Raw genomic sequence first — 14383 nt, forward strand, 5'->3', positions numbered from 1 at the left:
GAATATCGGGTATCCATTGCCAGATAACCTCTCCTGAATACGCTGAAATAGCGCTGCGGCTACACGCGAATAGCCAGACAGCCCGATAACAGCGCCGGTAACACCGAATTATTGTGGCGTAAACGCCATTCCTTTAAATATCCGCAGCGGATTGCCGCGCTCAATCTGATGATGGAACAGACGCCTTTCAGACTTCAACGCCGCACACTCATTTTGCCGTTGCTGTTCCAGCCGCCAGGCAATCAGCAGCCGGGCCAGACGCTTATTCGCATGTTGACTGCGCTCCGACTGAACCTTCACGCTAATCCCGCTCACCAGGTGCGTGGCCCGCACTGCCGAGTCGGTTTTATTAACGTGCTGCCCACCCGGGCCGGAAGAGCGCAGAGTCTCGAAACGAATCTCATCAGACTGTATGTGTTCGTCGGCGGAAAAGCGCCCAATGCCGACGTACCAGTTTTTTCGCCCATGGTGCGGGCGATACGGGCTGGTACAAATCCACAGTAACGTGCCGCACCAACGTTCACTGAAAGCCATAGCTTTTTCGCCGTCCAGCGAGACCAGCGCGGAACGCAGCGTGTCTGGTAATCGTCCCGGCTCTGTTTCAAGCCGTGTCAACGATACCTTTTCTCTGGCGGCTTCTTTCGTCAGACAATCCAGCGCTTTTTTTACCGCCAGACAACACTCGTCCGGTCCCTGTGCGGAAGAAAGTTGCAGTAAGATCATGCGCTTTTCTCCCCTGAGGTTTTCAGCGTCAGCACCGGACGCAGGCAGGCAACTGGCGTAATCAGTCCGGCGTCTGCCAGACAATCCACCACGCTATCGATGGATTTATACGCCTGCGGCGCTTCCTCATAAATGAGCTGGCGATCGCGGCAAATCACCCGGCTACCCATCCCGGTACGGCAGAGCTGTCGCGGGGTAAATTTTGCCGATAACCGGTCTTTACACTCAGTACGCATCCATTTGCGTCCCGCGCCATGCGCCAGGGAGAAGAGGCTCTCCTCGCTGACGACGGGTTTCACCAGCCAGCTATAATCGCCGCGCGAGCCGGGGATAATCACCAGTCCCTGCCCATCTGGCGTAGCGCCTTTACGATGCAGCCACCCCGCCTCACCCGCGACAGTACAGGGTTCAACGAAGTTATGCGCCACATCCAGCCGCGGTTCGCCCTCAGCCCTGAGCTGTTGCAGTATCCGGCGGGCAATCAGCGCGCGATTACTGCGGGCAAATGCCAGCGCATCGTCATGTTCTGCAAGGTAGCGGCGCGCATCGTCGCTATCTTCCGGCAAACCGTTATGCGAAAACGCCTCCACATGACGACGCAGGATAGCTTGCCCCAGACCGCGTGAACCACTGTGTACCAACAGTAATAACTGCGCTTTTTGCAACCCCGACAAAGCGAACGAATCAGCATCGACGATGCGATCGACCTGCTGCAGCTCGGCAAAATGATTGCCGCCGCCAATGGAACCCAGCGCAGAGCGCCACGAATGATGCTGCATTGCGGCGGGGACATTCTCCTCCAGCCACTGCGCGTCCGCCACGTCAGTCAGCGACGCCAGCCGCTTCTCCAGTTTATCGGCGTTACATTTACGCCCTAAAATATCCGTTTGCCATAACGCCATGCCGCAGCCGATATCGTTGCCGACCAGCGCCGGATAAAAGCGTCCACGCGAGAAAAAGGCTGCGCCAATAGGGTAGCCGCGCCCCGGATGCAGATCTGGCATCCCGATAACGCGTCTCATACCGGTTAACTTAGCCGTCGTATATAATTGTTGGATCGCGGAATCTTCGATCCACAGGTTATCTGATGCGATAGAAAATACCACATCTGATAAAGGACGAATATAATTGCCCATATACCATTCCATATATGAATTAAAAAATCAGGAAATGGCAGACTAATCCAGAGCAATAAGAGAAAATTAATCCTGGAAATGTCTGCAAAGTGCGTTCAGAGAATAAAGTGTCATGATGAACCTCCTTTGCAGTTATTGAGAATGAGAAAACGCGGGTATAGTAATACTGAAATTTAGATGGCGCAATCGTAATAGTGATAAAATCTTAATGGCCTGACTTATAACCCTAACACCAACTGTCGTTCCAATTGAGGGTCGAGCAGCGTTACGTGTAGCCCCACCAGCCGTACGCCGCGCTCGCCGCGACGCTCGTTCCAGGTTTTACGGGCGGTGGTAATTAAGTCTTCTTTATTTAATTGCGGCCAGACATGTTCCTGAGTGGTTTGCTGAAAATCATTAAATTTTAATTTAACGCCCTGTCGGGCAATCAGTAAATCGGGCTTCACTATAGCCAGACGACGCTCCAGCTCCGGATATAAATGCTCAATAATAGCCTCGCAGTCCGACCATTCATGAATATCCTCCGCCAGAGTACGCTCAACGCCTACCGATTTACGCAGCCTTTCGCTGTTAACATCACGCTCGTCAATACCCTGACTACGCTCCCATAATACCCGGCCAAATTTACCAAAGCGTTTGAGAAGCATCGCCAGATCGCACTGTTGAATATCCCCGCAGGTTCTTAACCCCATATTTTCCAGTTTGGCGGCGGAAACTTTCCCCACGCCTGGAATTTTGGCTAACGGCAACGTTTTAAGAAAGTCGGGTACATCGGCTGGCGTAATAACATATTGCCCGTTCGGTTTATTGAGATCGGAGGCGATCTTCGCCAGAAATTTCACTGGCGCAACGCCGGCAGAAGCGGTGAGTTGCAGTTCATTGAAAATAGTCTGACGAATCTCCCTGGCGATCAGAGTCGCCGAACCATAACAGTGCGGGCTGTCAGTCACATCCAGCCAGGCTTCATCCAGCGAGAGCGGTTCAATCAGTGAAGTGTAGCGGGAAAAGATGTCACGTACATGCCGCGAAGCCTCTTTATAGGCGTCAAAGCGGCCAGGCAGTAAGGTGAGATGAGGGCACAGCTTTAGCGCCATGGCAGTCGGCATCGCGCTGCGTACGCCAAACTGGCGCGCAGGATAGTTGGCGGTACTGATAACGCCTCTTCGCTCACGACTCCCGCCAATGGCAATAGGGATATCGCGTAACGCCGGATTATCACGCATCTCTACCGCGGCAAAAAAACAGTCCATATCAACATGTATGATTTTGCGCATCGCTCGCCCCCACAATACTGTTTAAGTGTACAGTATGTTTTATTGCGCGCAAAGAGACATTCGCGTTAAAAATGCGACATATTCGAAGGTATGACGACGAAAGCGGCGGGAAAATTGTAAACGTACACACGGGGACTTGCGAAAAACTGCCGTGGTGCTAATGTGAGCGCTCCAAATCCAGATTACTCCGATTTGGGGACTCTTTTGCCGTTCTGGCGTGTGTAACCGTTTTATCAAGGAACAAGCAGTATGCGTAAAATCGCATTTTTTCTTGCGATGCTTCTGATGCCGTGCGTCTCATTTGCCGGTTTGCTGAGCAGCAGCAGCCCCGTCACGCCGGTCAGTAAAGAGTATAAGCAGCAGTTAATGGGCTCACCGGTCTATATTCAGATTTTTAAAGAAGAGCGCACTCTTGATCTCTACGTCAAAATGGGTGAGCAATACCAGTTGCTTGATAGCTACAAAATTTGCAACTATTCCGGCGGGTTAGGCCCGAAACGCCGTCAGGGCGATTTTAAAAGTCCGGAAGGGTTTTACAGCGTTCAGCGTAATCAACTCAAGCCAGACAGCCGTTTTTATAAGGCCATCAACATTGGTTTTCCCAATGCCTACGATCGCGCGCATGGCTATGATGGTAAATATCTGATGATTCACGGTGCCTGTGTTTCCGTCGGCTGCTATGCCATGACCGACAGCGGCATTGATGAGATTTTCCAGTTTGTCACCGCCGCGCTGGTCTTTGGTCAGCCGAGCGTGCAGGTGAGTATTTATCCGTTCCGGATGACCGACGCCAATATGCAGCGTCATAAATATTCTTATTACAAAGATTTCTGGGCGCAGCTAAAACCCGGCTACGATTATTTTGAACAGACGCATAAGCCGCCAACTGTTTCTATCGTTGATGGACGTTACGTCGTGAGCAAACCGTTGAGTCACGAAGTTGTTCAGCCACAGCTGGCCTCAAATTATACGCTCTCCGAGGCAAAATAACGCCCATTCGCCTGGCATAATCTTTTGCCAGGTTTCATTCCCCGTTAGCGGCTGGGTAGCAATCACGGTAACCACGTCATTTGGCGTGGTCTGTGAACTGAAATCAATTTCCATATCCTGATCCACCAGCGTGGCTACGCCAAACGGCGCCCGGCGAGTGATCCAGTGCAAATGGGTTGAGCAAAACGCCATCACATATCGCCCATCTGACAGCAGCATGTTAAAAACGCCTTTTTCACGTAATACCGTCGCCAGTGTCGCAATATATTTAAATACCGCTGTCATGTTGCCCGGCGTGCGGGGATAACGCTGCGTTAATTTATGCAATAGCCAGCAAAACGCTTTTTCGCTGTCGGTTTCCCCCACCGGACGAAAATTACCGGTTTCCAGCGACTTATAACCGTTGAGCTGACCGTTATGAGCATAAGTCCAGTTGCGTCCCCATAATTCCCGGGTAAAAGGGTGTGTATTTTCCAGCGCCACTTCACCGCGATTAGCCTGACGGATATGGGCGATAACCGAGCAGGACTTGATCGGGTAATTCTGTACCAGTTTCGCAATCGGCGAATGGTAGCTCGGTTGCGGATCTTTAAACGTGCGACAGCCCTTTCCTTCGTAAAAGGTAATTCCCCAGCCGTCTTTATGCGGCCCGGTTCCGCCGCCACGCTGCACCAGTCCGGTGAAGCTAAAGCAGATATCCGTCGGCACATTGGCGCTCATCCCAAGCAGTTCGCACATACATCACCTCCACAAACGCCTTAAGCGGGAAGGCGTAATTTTTACAGCCAATCAAAACTCAAAATATCAAAGAAAACAATATGCTATACCCTAAATAATTCGAGTTGCAGGAAGGCGGTAAGGGAGGAAATCCCCAGGAACATAGATAACTATGTGACTGGGGTTTCTGAGCGCAACCAACGCACCTGCAGCTTGAAGTATGACGGGTATAGTTATTTAACCATCTCTTTTTCGATCAACTGAATCAAAATATGAATTACTTTGATATGAATTTCCTGAATACGATCGGCATAACCGAAGTGCGGTACGCGAATTTCAATATCCGCCGTTCCCGCCATTTTGCCGCCGTCTTTGCCGGTCAACGTAATCACTTTCATGCCTTTTTCACGGGCCGCGGCAATCGCTTTAATCACGTTACCAGAGTTACCCGACGTCGAGATCCCTAACAGGACATCGCCTTCGCGCCCTACCGCCTCAACGTAACGAGAGAAAATATAGTCATAGCCAAAATCATTACTGACGCAGGATATATGGCTAACATCAGAAATCGCAATTGCCGGGTAGCCCGGACGATTTTCACGATAACGACCTGTCAGCTCTTCAGCAAAGTGCATCGCATCGCAATGGGAGCCGCCGTTACCGCAGGAAAGTACCTTACCACCCGCTTTAAAACTGTCAGCCAACAGGACCGCCGCGCGCTGAATGGCGTGAATATTGGCGTCATCTTTTAAAAAATTAGCCAGCGTTTCCGCCGCTTCGTTCAGTTCGTTACGAATAAGATCCTGGTACATGAGGATATCCTTCAGCATGAATGTAAATGACAGTATGCAGTGTACCGGATAGCAGTACAGGCGAGAAGCATAAGCCGAATTAACGCCTCACGCTTTTGATTTTTCGTGCCCCCAAAAACGGCAACAATGTGAGCTTTGTTGTAATTATTTTGTAAACACATTGCTAAAAAATTTTACATCTACTACAACCTAATCATCACAAGTGGTCAGACCTCCTACAAGCAAGGGAGCTTTTCGTTATGATGATTTTGAGTATTATCGCTACGGTTGTTCTGCTCGGCGCATTGTTCTATCACCGCGTGAGTTTATTTCTCAGCAGCCTGATTCTGCTCGCCTGGACCGCCGCACTTGGCGTCGCTGGCCTGTGGTCCATCTGGCTGTTGGTTCCTCTGGCCATTATCCTCGTGCCGTTTAACCTCACACCGATGCGAAAATCAATGATTTCCGCACCGGTGTTCCGCGGCTTCCGTAAGGTCATGCCGCCGATGTCGCGCACTGAGAAAGAAGCGATTGATGCCGGTACAACCTGGTGGGAAGGCGATCTGTTCCAGGGCAAGCCTGACTGGAAAAAACTGCACAACTATCCGCAACCGCAACTCACTGCCGAAGAGCAAGCGTTTCTCGACGGTCCGGTAGAAGAAGCGTGCCGGATGGCGAACGATTTTCAGATTACCCATGAACTGGCGGATCTGCCGCCGGAACTGTGGGCTTACCTGAAAGAGCATCGTTTTTTTGCGATGATCATTAAAAAAGAGTATGGCGGGCTGGAGTTCTCCGCTTATGCGCAGTCCCGTGTACTGCAAAAACTGTCCGGCGTCTCCGGGATTCTGGCTATCACCGTCGGCGTTCCAAACTCACTCGGCCCTGGCGAGTTATTGCAGCACTATGGTACGGAAGAGCAGAAGAATCACTATCTGCCGCGACTGGCGCGCGGCCAGGAGATCCCCTGCTTTGCGCTGACCAGCCCGGAAGCAGGTTCTGATGCAGGCGCCATTCCGGATACCGGCGTGGTTTGCATGGGCGAATGGCAGGGCCAGCAGGTGCTGGGTATGCGCCTGACCTGGAACAAGCGTTACATTACGCTGGCGCCGATAGCTACCGTGTTGGGTCTGGCGTTTAAGCTTTCCGATCCGGATAGACTGTTAGGCGGAGAAGAAGAGCTGGGTATTACCTGCGCCCTGATCCCCACCTCAACGCCGGGTGTGGAAATTGGTCGTCGCCACTTCCCGCTTAACGTTCCGTTCCAGAATGGTCCAACCCGCGGTAACGATATTTTCGTGCCTATTGATTATATTATCGGCGGCCCCAAAATGGCCGGACAGGGCTGGCGTATGCTGGTGGAATGTTTGTCGGTAGGACGCGGTATTACCCTGCCGTCCAACTCCACTGGCGGGGTGAAATCCGTCGCGCTGGCAACCGGCGCCTATGCTCACATTCGTCGTCAGTTCAAAATTTCTATCGGCAAGATGGAAGGTATTGAGGAACCGCTGGCGCGTATTGCAGGTAACGCTTATGTGATGGATGCCGCCGCATCGTTAATCACCTACGGCATTATGCTGGGCGAAAAACCGGCGGTACTGTCGGCTATCGTGAAGTACCACTGCACCCACCGCGGCCAGCAGTCAATTATCGACGCGATGGATATCACAGGGGGTAAAGGCATTATGCTGGGCGAGAGCAACTTCCTGGCGCGTGCTTACCAGGGCGCGCCTATCGCGATCACCGTGGAAGGCGCGAATATCCTGACCCGTAGCATGATGATCTTTGGTCAGGGCGCCATTCGCTGCCATCCTTATGTACTGGAAGAGATGGCCGCAGCGCAGAATAATGATGTGAATGCCTTTGATAAGCTGTTGTTTAAACATATTGGTCATGTCGGCAGCAATACCGTTCGCAGTTTCTGGCTTGGCCTGACCCGCGGATTAACGAGCCATACGCCAACCGGCGACGCCACGAAGCGTTATTACCAGCATCTGAACCGACTGAGCGCAAACCTGGCGCTGCTGTCTGACGTGTCAATGGCGGTACTGGGCGGCAGCCTGAAACGCCGCGAGCGTATCTCCGCGCGTCTGGGCGATGTGTTGAGTCAGCTTTATCTGGCCTCAGCCGTACTGAAGCGTTACGACGACGAAGGTCGCCACGAAGCCGACCTGCCGCTGGTGCACTGGGGCGTACAGGATGCGCTGTATCGTGCTGAACAAGCGATGGACGATCTGCTGCAGAACTTCCCGAACCGCGTCGTGGCCGGATTGCTCACCGCGATGATCTTCCCGACTGGCCGTCATTATCTGGCGCCGTCTGATAAGCTGGATCACGCCGTGGCGAAGATCCTGCAGGTGCCGAACGCCACACGTTCACGCATTGGGCGCGGCCAGTATCTGACACCCGCCGAACATAATCCGGTCGGTTTACTGGAAGAAGCGCTGCGTGATGTCATCGCTGCCGACCCTATCCACCAGCGCATCTGCAAAGAACTGGGTAAAAATCTGCCGTTTACTCGTCTGGATGAACTGGCGCGCAATGCGCTGGCGAAAGGGCTTATAGATAAAGATGAAGCCGCCATCCTGGCGAAAGCGGAAGAGAGCCGCCTGCGCAGTATCAACGTTGATGATTTTGAACCTGAAGCGCTGGCGACCAAACCGGTAAAGCTGCCGGAGAAAGTGCGTAAAGTCGAAGCCGCATAATCAGTCTCGCATCTTTCCTGCCCCGCTTTCGCGGGGCTTTTTCTTGCCGCTTTTTTATTATTGCTCATGCTACAGTGTAAAGACGCTGTTCAATGAGGAGCTCCGATCGTGTCTGGTTTGAAAATTACTCTGTTGCAACAACCTTTAGTCTGGATGGACGGCCCGGCAAACCTGCGTCATTTTGACAGACAGCTAGAGCTCGTATCTGGCCGGGATGTGATTGTTCTGCCTGAAATGTTTACCACCGGCTTCGCGATGGAGGCCGCTAATAACTCACTTTCGCAAGATAGCGTGATTACGTGGATGCAGGCCAAAGCCCGACAAACTGACGCTCTGATTGCCGGCAGCGCGGCGCTACAAACTGAGCGCGGCGCCGTAAATCGCTTCTTACTGGTTGAACCAGAAGGTAAGGTTCATCTCTATGATAAGCGCCATCTGTTTCGTATGGCGGATGAACATCAACATTATGCCGCAGGCGATAAACGCATCATCGTGCAGTGGCGCGGTTGGCGCATTCTACCGCTGATCTGTTACGATCTGCGCTTTCCGATATGGTCGCGCAACCGCAATGATTACGATCTGGCGTTGTATGTAGCGAACTGGCCCGCGCCGCGCTCGCTACACTGGCAAACATTACTGACAGCGCGCGCTATTGAAAATCAGGCTTATGTCGCAGGCTGCAACCGGGTTGGCACCGATGGCAACGGGTTACATTATCGCGGCGATAGCCGGATCATTAATCCCCAGGGTGATATTATCGCCACCGCCGAACCACACCAGGCGACACGTATCGATGCCGATCTTTCTCTCGTCGCCTTGCAGGACTATCGCGAAAAATTTCCAGCCTGGCGCGATGCCGATCCATTCACCTTGTAAGCAACCTGCCGCTCACCGCGGCGGGATTGTTTCACTCCGTAACTCTCCGTAAAACAAATTCGCGTGGCGTAATGTGGCAGGCAACGTATTCTGACTAAGAGCCTATCCCACCAGGCGTTATTGGCGCAGCCAGTTTGGACACGGACAGCGCGCAAAAACCGGAGCGTACACGTAGTACGTGAGGATTTTGAGCACTGCCCAGGTCCAAAATGGCAAGTAAAATAGCCCTAATGGGATAGGCTCTAAGATAATTGCTCGCCATTCGTGGGTAATAAAAACGGTTAATCACTCCCTTATCAGGATATCTTCATGAAAAACTTTGTACGCACAACTTTACTGGCAGCGACTCTGGCGGGCGTTTCTTTTGGCGCTTTCGCCACCGCTGTTCCCAATCCTCCCCTGCCCGCCCAGGATCCTATTGTCCAGCATCTGAAGCTGACAAACGATCAGATTACCCGGATCAAAAAACTTCACCAACAACTGGAAAGCGACGTCAGTCAGATTTCTATGAAGGGGATTAAAGACGGTGCGCTGATAGAGGTGATTAAATCCGGTAAATGGGATGACGCCGCCGTAAAACAGCAGCTTGCAGCCTTCAGTAACATAGAACAACAGGCTCGCTATTATCGGGTTAAATATTATTTTGATTTAAGCAAAGTCTTAACACCAGAACAGCGTCAACAGGTACAACAAGATCTCGCCCAGGCACTTGAGTAAATATTTTTGCCCGTTATTCCTGGATAACGGGCTTTATCCAGGTCGGGTACAAATTCATCTTCATCTTTTTCTTACAGCATCGCTCTATCTCACACTACCCGTTACATAACGTAGAAGTGAAACCGTACGTGGGGCAATTTGGCGAGGAGATAGATTTCCATACCGACGATTATCGTATTGTTATTTAAAATCTTCATCTCATTTTTTACCCGCTTACAGAAAACCCAGCGTTACAATAGACCGTTTTTTGGGCTTCGTTTATGTAATCGTTATATCACACCCTATACCGTGAAACTTGTCTTTTAGCCCAATATTAAGGCAGGTTCTGAAATGAAAAACTTTTTCGCAGTCTGCATCATTCCCCTTGTGGTAGCCTGGTCCGCTATTGCATCAGCAAAAGAAGGGATCTATATCACCGGGAAAGCGGGGACATCCGTAGTCAATGTCTATGGAATCAACTCAACCTTCAGCCAGGATGAGATAGTCAATGGTCATGCAACGTTACCTGACCGTACCAAAGGCGTTTTTGGCGGCGGGGTTGCTATCGGTTATGACTTTTATGACCCATTCCAGCTTCCAGTACGTTTAGAACTGGATACCACTTTCAGAGGTGAGACGGATGCTAAAGGCGGGCAGGATATTATTGCATTTGGTCAGCCAGTACACATAAATGTAAAAAATCAGGTCCGAATGACCACTTACATGGTTAATGGCTATTATGATTTTCACAATAGTACGGCGTTTACACCCTATATCAGCGCAGGCGTTGGCCTCGCTCATGTGAAGCTAAGTAATAACACCATTCCTGTTGGTTTTGGTATTAATGAAACTCTGTCTGCTTCAAAAAATAACTTTGCCTGGGGCGCAGGTATCGGTGCAAAATATGCTGTAACAGATAATATTATGATTGACGCCAGTTATAAATACATTAATGCAGGCAAAGTAAGCATTTCAAAAAATCACTATGCTGGTGATGAACATACCGCTTATGATGCAGACACAAAGGCTGCCTCCAATGACTTCATGCTCGGCATTACTTACGCCTTTTAAACACTATTGGTAAAATAGCTGGTCCTGTGGGTTCCCGAAGGCGCAATGGAGGATATCAGTAATGAATACTCCTGCGCCTTCAGAAAATCGTTGAACAGGTGCAACCTGGCGCCATTTTTCAGTACACTGCAACGTTTCTGGTATGGGCTTAACTTCCGGCTACCCAAAAACAGTCCCGTCCTGTTGTATGATCTCTAAATGTGAATGGCACGATTATGCGAGATACTTACAAGTGTCTGGTATGAAGATATACTGCGAACGCCGATGTAAACGGCGCGCGTAACATTTTAGAGCGGGACACGCCGTGCTTGCCTGTGGAAGGAGCGTGCAGTCAGGCAGCCCGTTGGAGCAGGAACCCACGCCCTTCAGGACGTGGAGGATGTCAATGCACAAGAATTGGGGAATCTTTAGCAGAATTTATTATCTCTACAGTAGCATCTCTCTTGTTCCCGTCATAAATAACCCAATGCCTCCAGAGCTGAAACCGCCTTCAGCATGAGCACTGGCTGCAAATAACACCAAATAAAATAATAATATAACAACTACCGAGACAAAAAACACCTCTCTAAAGTATTTAGAATTCATACAGTCAGCTCATTTAAATTTAACGTCACATGCAACCATGCATGCGTAAAACAAGAACCACACTCATATTAATAATGATTAGTAATGTGAGTGTGCGTATAACGAGATACAGATGTATATTCCTTAATGTAACGGAACATCATCAATGCAAATAGCAACCATCGATATATTAAACTAAAATAATACATCTAGTGCATATATAAACCATTCGTATGGTGGCTGTAATAAAATTGTTGATAAACGGTCATCCCCTAAACTTCCAGCCTCCCCACCGCACGAACAATGATGTTCTTTATATTTAATCGTAATAAAAAACAAAACAATAATTAAACAAAAAATAAATAAGATATTTTTGATTCAAATTTTCACTCCTTCTGTTATATATACCAAGTTTCATTTTTTTTATGATCCCGAAAGAAAAAACCGTCATATGACGATGGCCATTGCATTCCATACATGTAATCAACTTCGTTCTGGTACACGGCCCTCTGTTCTACATCATTTATATCCCCGACAAGAATCTTTTGGAACTTATGATAATGATAAACACTACTAATAAAATTAGGATCACGAGGCACTACGCAAGCCTGAAAAAAGAACCCAAGGTTTTTAATTTCACTGGAATAAGAATGTTTACCACAAAAATCAAACCAAACTTCCATACCATAATCTCTGCGACTCCTGATGTACTCGCTCAGAAATTTGTGGTTGTTATTAAAGTCAACAGAAACAGCAAATAACCCGACGCTATTTAATTTACTGATCCTTTCCATATGTATGAGCACAAATTCCCAGGGAATCCTGAGTATATATTTATTTAACCCATATTTATGGTTGAATAAATTAAATGACTTTTGTAACTCTTCAAAAAACATCAATGACTCAATTATGTGGTTTTCGCCTTCTTTCCAGAAGGGTTCAACGAAATAAATATCAGTAACATCATCTGTTTTAATGCGGTTTTTTGTTACATGCACGGGGTGATATTTAACCATGTGATATTCCGCTGTGTTATTCTGTGCCGCTTAATTTCACCACTGCTGATTAAAATCCTTGTTCAACAGCCGCAATCTGCCGTTGTTGTTCCGTAAGAAGGATAATAATGTATTAAATCAGTAAGTACACATCACACTTTCACACTGGCAGTTCGTTTGTTTCCTTTATTTGCTCAAGAACAAAGCTCGATGCAGATCCACTAATTGAAGAATTAGTTAATATTACTTTCTCATAAAAACTATAGTAATCGTTCATATCTGTAAATACTGTATGCATTAAATAATTAAATGATCCAGAAATTCGATAAAAGGCAATAACCTCAGGCATTGACTTTATTTTCTCAGAAATACTAGCGTATTGCTCCTCAGATATGTTAATCATAATAAAGACATTAAGTGAAAGACCTAGTTTTTCTTTATCCAATAAAGCGAACTGACCAATGATAACCCCCCTGTCTTTAAGTTTTTTTAAACGTTTGAAACATGGTGTGGGCGTAAGTCCCACTTTATATGCAAGTTGCCATAAAGTTTGCGCACAATCTTTTTGGATTTCTTTCAATAATTCTTTATCTTTATCATCTAAATACTCAGTCATAGGAAAGCAGAACCTCACGCATTGATTTTCATAAGTGAATAGATTTTCTTTATTAAATAAAACAAGTATATAAAGAGAACTCTGATTTAAAAAACCATATAAGAAAGATATCAATAAAATAAATAATTACTGTCAGGGGGTTTGTGTTCCCATCAGCATTGTCACTGTCAGCGTTCCCTGATACTCACCAGAACGCTTCTCCCTGATGTTAAAGGGTTGTGTTGTCAGGGTAAGGGGCACTGGCACACAACGTACCGCCTGCCGTTGCCCGGGAAGTAGCACCGGACGCGTTGCTGCTTTATCCACGTTATCCAGACTGAACTCCACGCCACGGGTGACAGGAATACTTCGTCCCCCATAATTCATACTGACCGCATAATCAATCGTATCAGCAGAATCGCTCTTTATAACCTGAAATCCCGTACCTGACTTATTGCTTCCTTCTATCTTCATCTGTAATGAACGGGCTTTCACACCTCCGTCATACAGACACATATCCAGATTAGCCCTGCCCGACATTTGTGAGGCATTCAGCCGGTGAAGATTCAGGTCAACACGAGGGGTTGCAGTACCAAACTGCGGAAAGTAAATAGCCGCATTTTCTGCAAAGTGGTCTGTTACATTCAGCGTGATATCTGTAGTTGATGTGCCTAAAGGATCGTCTCCGCCCCATTGTAAATAATCCAGGACTAACGTTGCTTTCCATGTTCCGCTTGTAGGTATCTTCGCAAGCTCTTCTGAAGGTATCCTAAGTTTCAGCGACCTACCCCATTGACATGCAGCAGCGTTCATGTGCACGACACCAGTATAACAGGCATTACGAACACTGCCGAGCAGTATGAGCGTGATTTCAGCATGGCTGATTTGTTCTCTGAAACGCAGACGAATTTTTGAATAAGCTTCAAAAGAATACCACCATACCAAATGTGTTTCTTCACACGCCCCCTCATTTTCATTCCTGTTTGAACGACATACCCATCCCCCCAACACATTTGCTACACTCCATTCTTGGGACCAGACAGGAGTGATGACCGGTACATTGTTCTTGTCGTAATTCAGGTCGACGGTAATCGCATCGGCGACTTGTGGCAGTGTAGCGCCAGCCATCAGCAGGATGGCAATTATCCTTGCTGGATAAACATATTTTCGGATGAAATTAATAATTGCTGACCAATGGGCTGTCATACTTGTCCACTTCATTTTATTCTTCATACTATCGCCTTTATCTT

Annotated in this window: 13 protein-coding genes and 2 pseudogenes; 6 read left to right on the plus strand and 9 right to left on the minus strand. The window is 48.4% G+C overall.

Going from position 1 to position 14383, the window contains the following annotated elements:
* Window positions 1–108 precede the first annotated feature (108 nt).
* The 3 genes from prfH to dinB form a co-directional block, all read right to left on the minus strand.
* Window positions 109–723, minus strand: a complete 615-nt coding sequence (gene prfH, locus J4614_RS12355) for a peptide chain release factor H (RefSeq protein WP_000602087.1) — start codon at window positions 721–723, stop codon at window positions 109–111.
* Complete coding sequence (locus J4614_RS12360; RefSeq protein WP_000528904.1) at window positions 720–1859, minus strand: RNA ligase RtcB family protein; 1140 nt, start codon at window positions 1857–1859, stop codon at window positions 720–722. The genes prfH and J4614_RS12360 overlap by 4 nt, the downstream gene beginning before the upstream one ends.
* A gap of 218 nt (window positions 1860–2077) precedes the next feature.
* Window positions 2078–3133: a DNA polymerase IV gene (gene dinB / locus J4614_RS12365; RefSeq protein WP_001226199.1), complete on the minus strand. Its 1056-nt coding sequence runs from the start codon at window positions 3131–3133 to the stop codon at window positions 2078–2080.
* A 249-nt stretch (window positions 3134–3382) separates the two neighbouring features.
* On the opposite strand from dinB, the gene dpaA reads away from it, so the two are divergent.
* On the plus strand, window positions 3383–4123 hold the full coding sequence (dpaA, locus tag J4614_RS12370) for a peptidoglycan meso-diaminopimelic acid protein amidase (RefSeq protein ID WP_001225658.1): 741 nt from the start codon (window positions 3383–3385) through the stop codon (window positions 4121–4123).
* On the opposite strand, the gene J4614_RS12375 is transcribed toward dpaA, so the two are convergent.
* Window positions 4094–4861, minus strand: a complete 768-nt coding sequence (locus J4614_RS12375) for a class II glutamine amidotransferase (RefSeq protein ID WP_000333387.1) — start codon at window positions 4859–4861, stop codon at window positions 4094–4096. The genes dpaA and J4614_RS12375 overlap by 30 nt on opposite strands.
* 212 nt (window positions 4862–5073) lie before the next feature.
* Window positions 5074–5652 (minus strand): D-sedoheptulose 7-phosphate isomerase, encoded by a 579-nt coding sequence (lpcA, locus tag J4614_RS12380; RefSeq protein ID WP_000284051.1) that lies wholly within the window; start codon window positions 5650–5652, stop codon window positions 5074–5076.
* Between the two features lie 239 nt (window positions 5653–5891).
* Here lpcA and fadE point away from each other — a divergent pair, with 239 nt between their 5' ends.
* The 4 genes from fadE (at window position 5892) to pagN (ending at window position 10979) form a co-directional block, all read left to right on the plus strand.
* On the plus strand, window positions 5892–8336 hold the full coding sequence (gene fadE / locus J4614_RS12385) for an acyl-CoA dehydrogenase FadE (protein WP_000973041.1): 2445 nt from the start codon (window positions 5892–5894) through the stop codon (window positions 8334–8336).
* A 108-nt stretch (window positions 8337–8444) separates the two neighbouring features.
* The gene (locus J4614_RS12390; protein ID WP_000015789.1) at window positions 8445–9212 is read left to right on the plus strand and encodes an amidohydrolase; all 768 of its coding nucleotides are present in this window, start codon (window positions 8445–8447) and stop codon (window positions 9210–9212) included.
* A 309-nt stretch (window positions 9213–9521) separates the two neighbouring features.
* A complete protein-coding gene (locus J4614_RS12395; protein WP_001642720.1) occupies window positions 9522–9929 on the plus strand; it encodes a Spy/CpxP family protein refolding chaperone in 408 nt (135 codons plus the stop codon).
* 330 nt (window positions 9930–10259) lie between these two features.
* A complete protein-coding gene (pagN, locus tag J4614_RS12400; RefSeq protein WP_001642719.1) occupies window positions 10260–10979 on the plus strand; it encodes an adhesin/invasin protein PagN in 720 nt (239 codons plus the stop codon).
* 3 nt (window positions 10980–10982) lie between these two features.
* Here pagN and J4614_RS12405 read toward each other — a convergent pair.
* Window positions 10983–11171 (minus strand): annotated as a pseudogene (locus J4614_RS12405) (hypothetical protein).
* 35 nt (window positions 11172–11206) lie between these two features.
* On the opposite strand from J4614_RS12405, the pseudogene J4614_RS12410 reads away from it, so the two are divergent.
* Window positions 11207–11340: pseudogene (locus tag J4614_RS12410) on the plus strand (RNA-guided endonuclease TnpB family protein); the annotation flags it as partial.
* 601 nt (window positions 11341–11941) lie between these two features.
* Here the strand turns inward: J4614_RS12410 and tioA are convergent.
* From tioA to tcfD, 3 genes are all read right to left on the minus strand, one after another.
* Entirely contained in the window at window positions 11942–12559 is a 618-nt protein-coding gene (gene tioA / locus J4614_RS12415; RefSeq protein WP_000241748.1) for a protein TioA, read from the minus strand.
* Window positions 12560–12698: 139 nt separating this feature from the next.
* Window positions 12699–13154 (minus strand): Lrp/AsnC family transcriptional regulator, encoded by a 456-nt coding sequence (locus J4614_RS12420; protein WP_000141548.1) that lies wholly within the window; start codon window positions 13152–13154, stop codon window positions 12699–12701.
* 132 nt (window positions 13155–13286) lie between these two features.
* Window positions 13287–14366, minus strand: coding sequence for a fimbrial protein TcfD (tcfD, locus tag J4614_RS12425; RefSeq protein ID WP_023136373.1), 1080 nt, complete (start codon window positions 14364–14366; stop codon window positions 13287–13289).
* Between the last annotated feature and the right edge of the window lie 17 nt (window positions 14367–14383).

It is taken from the genome of Salmonella sp. 32031103-2018-00083-FB-01-SM-01, from assembly GCF_017571995.1.
Taxonomy (GTDB): Bacteria; Pseudomonadota; Gammaproteobacteria; order Enterobacterales; family Enterobacteriaceae; genus Salmonella; species Salmonella enterica.

Coding starts and splice junctions, on each gene's coding strand:
- J4614_RS12375 (WP_000333387.1), bottom strand. CDS start 4,861: ATGTGCGAACTGCTTGGGATGAGCGCCAATGTGCCGACGGATATCTGC.
- J4614_RS12395 (WP_001642720.1), top strand. CDS start 9,522: ATGAAAAACTTTGTACGCACAACTTTACTGGCAGCGACTCTGGCGGGC.
- dpaA (WP_001225658.1), top strand. CDS start 3,383: ATGCGTAAAATCGCATTTTTTCTTGCGATGCTTCTGATGCCGTGCGTC.
- prfH (WP_000602087.1), bottom strand. CDS start 723: ATGATCTTACTGCAACTTTCTTCCGCACAGGGACCGGACGAGTGTTGT.
- tcfD (WP_023136373.1), bottom strand. CDS start 14,366: ATGAAGAATAAAATGAAGTGGACAAGTATGACAGCCCATTGGTCAGCA.
- dinB (WP_001226199.1), bottom strand. CDS start 3,133: ATGCGCAAAATCATACATGTTGATATGGACTGTTTTTTTGCCGCGGTA.
- lpcA (WP_000284051.1), bottom strand. CDS start 5,652: ATGTACCAGGATCTTATTCGTAACGAACTGAACGAAGCGGCGGAAACG.
- J4614_RS12360 (WP_000528904.1), bottom strand. CDS start 1,859: ATGGGCAATTATATTCGTCCTTTATCAGATGTGGTATTTTCTATCGCA.
- pagN (WP_001642719.1), top strand. CDS start 10,260: ATGAAAAACTTTTTCGCAGTCTGCATCATTCCCCTTGTGGTAGCCTGG.
- tioA (WP_000241748.1), bottom strand. CDS start 12,559: ATGGTTAAATATCACCCCGTGCATGTAACAAAAAACCGCATTAAAACA.
- J4614_RS12420 (WP_000141548.1), bottom strand. CDS start 13,154: ATGACTGAGTATTTAGATGATAAAGATAAAGAATTATTGAAAGAAATC.
- fadE (WP_000973041.1), top strand. CDS start 5,892: ATGATGATTTTGAGTATTATCGCTACGGTTGTTCTGCTCGGCGCATTG.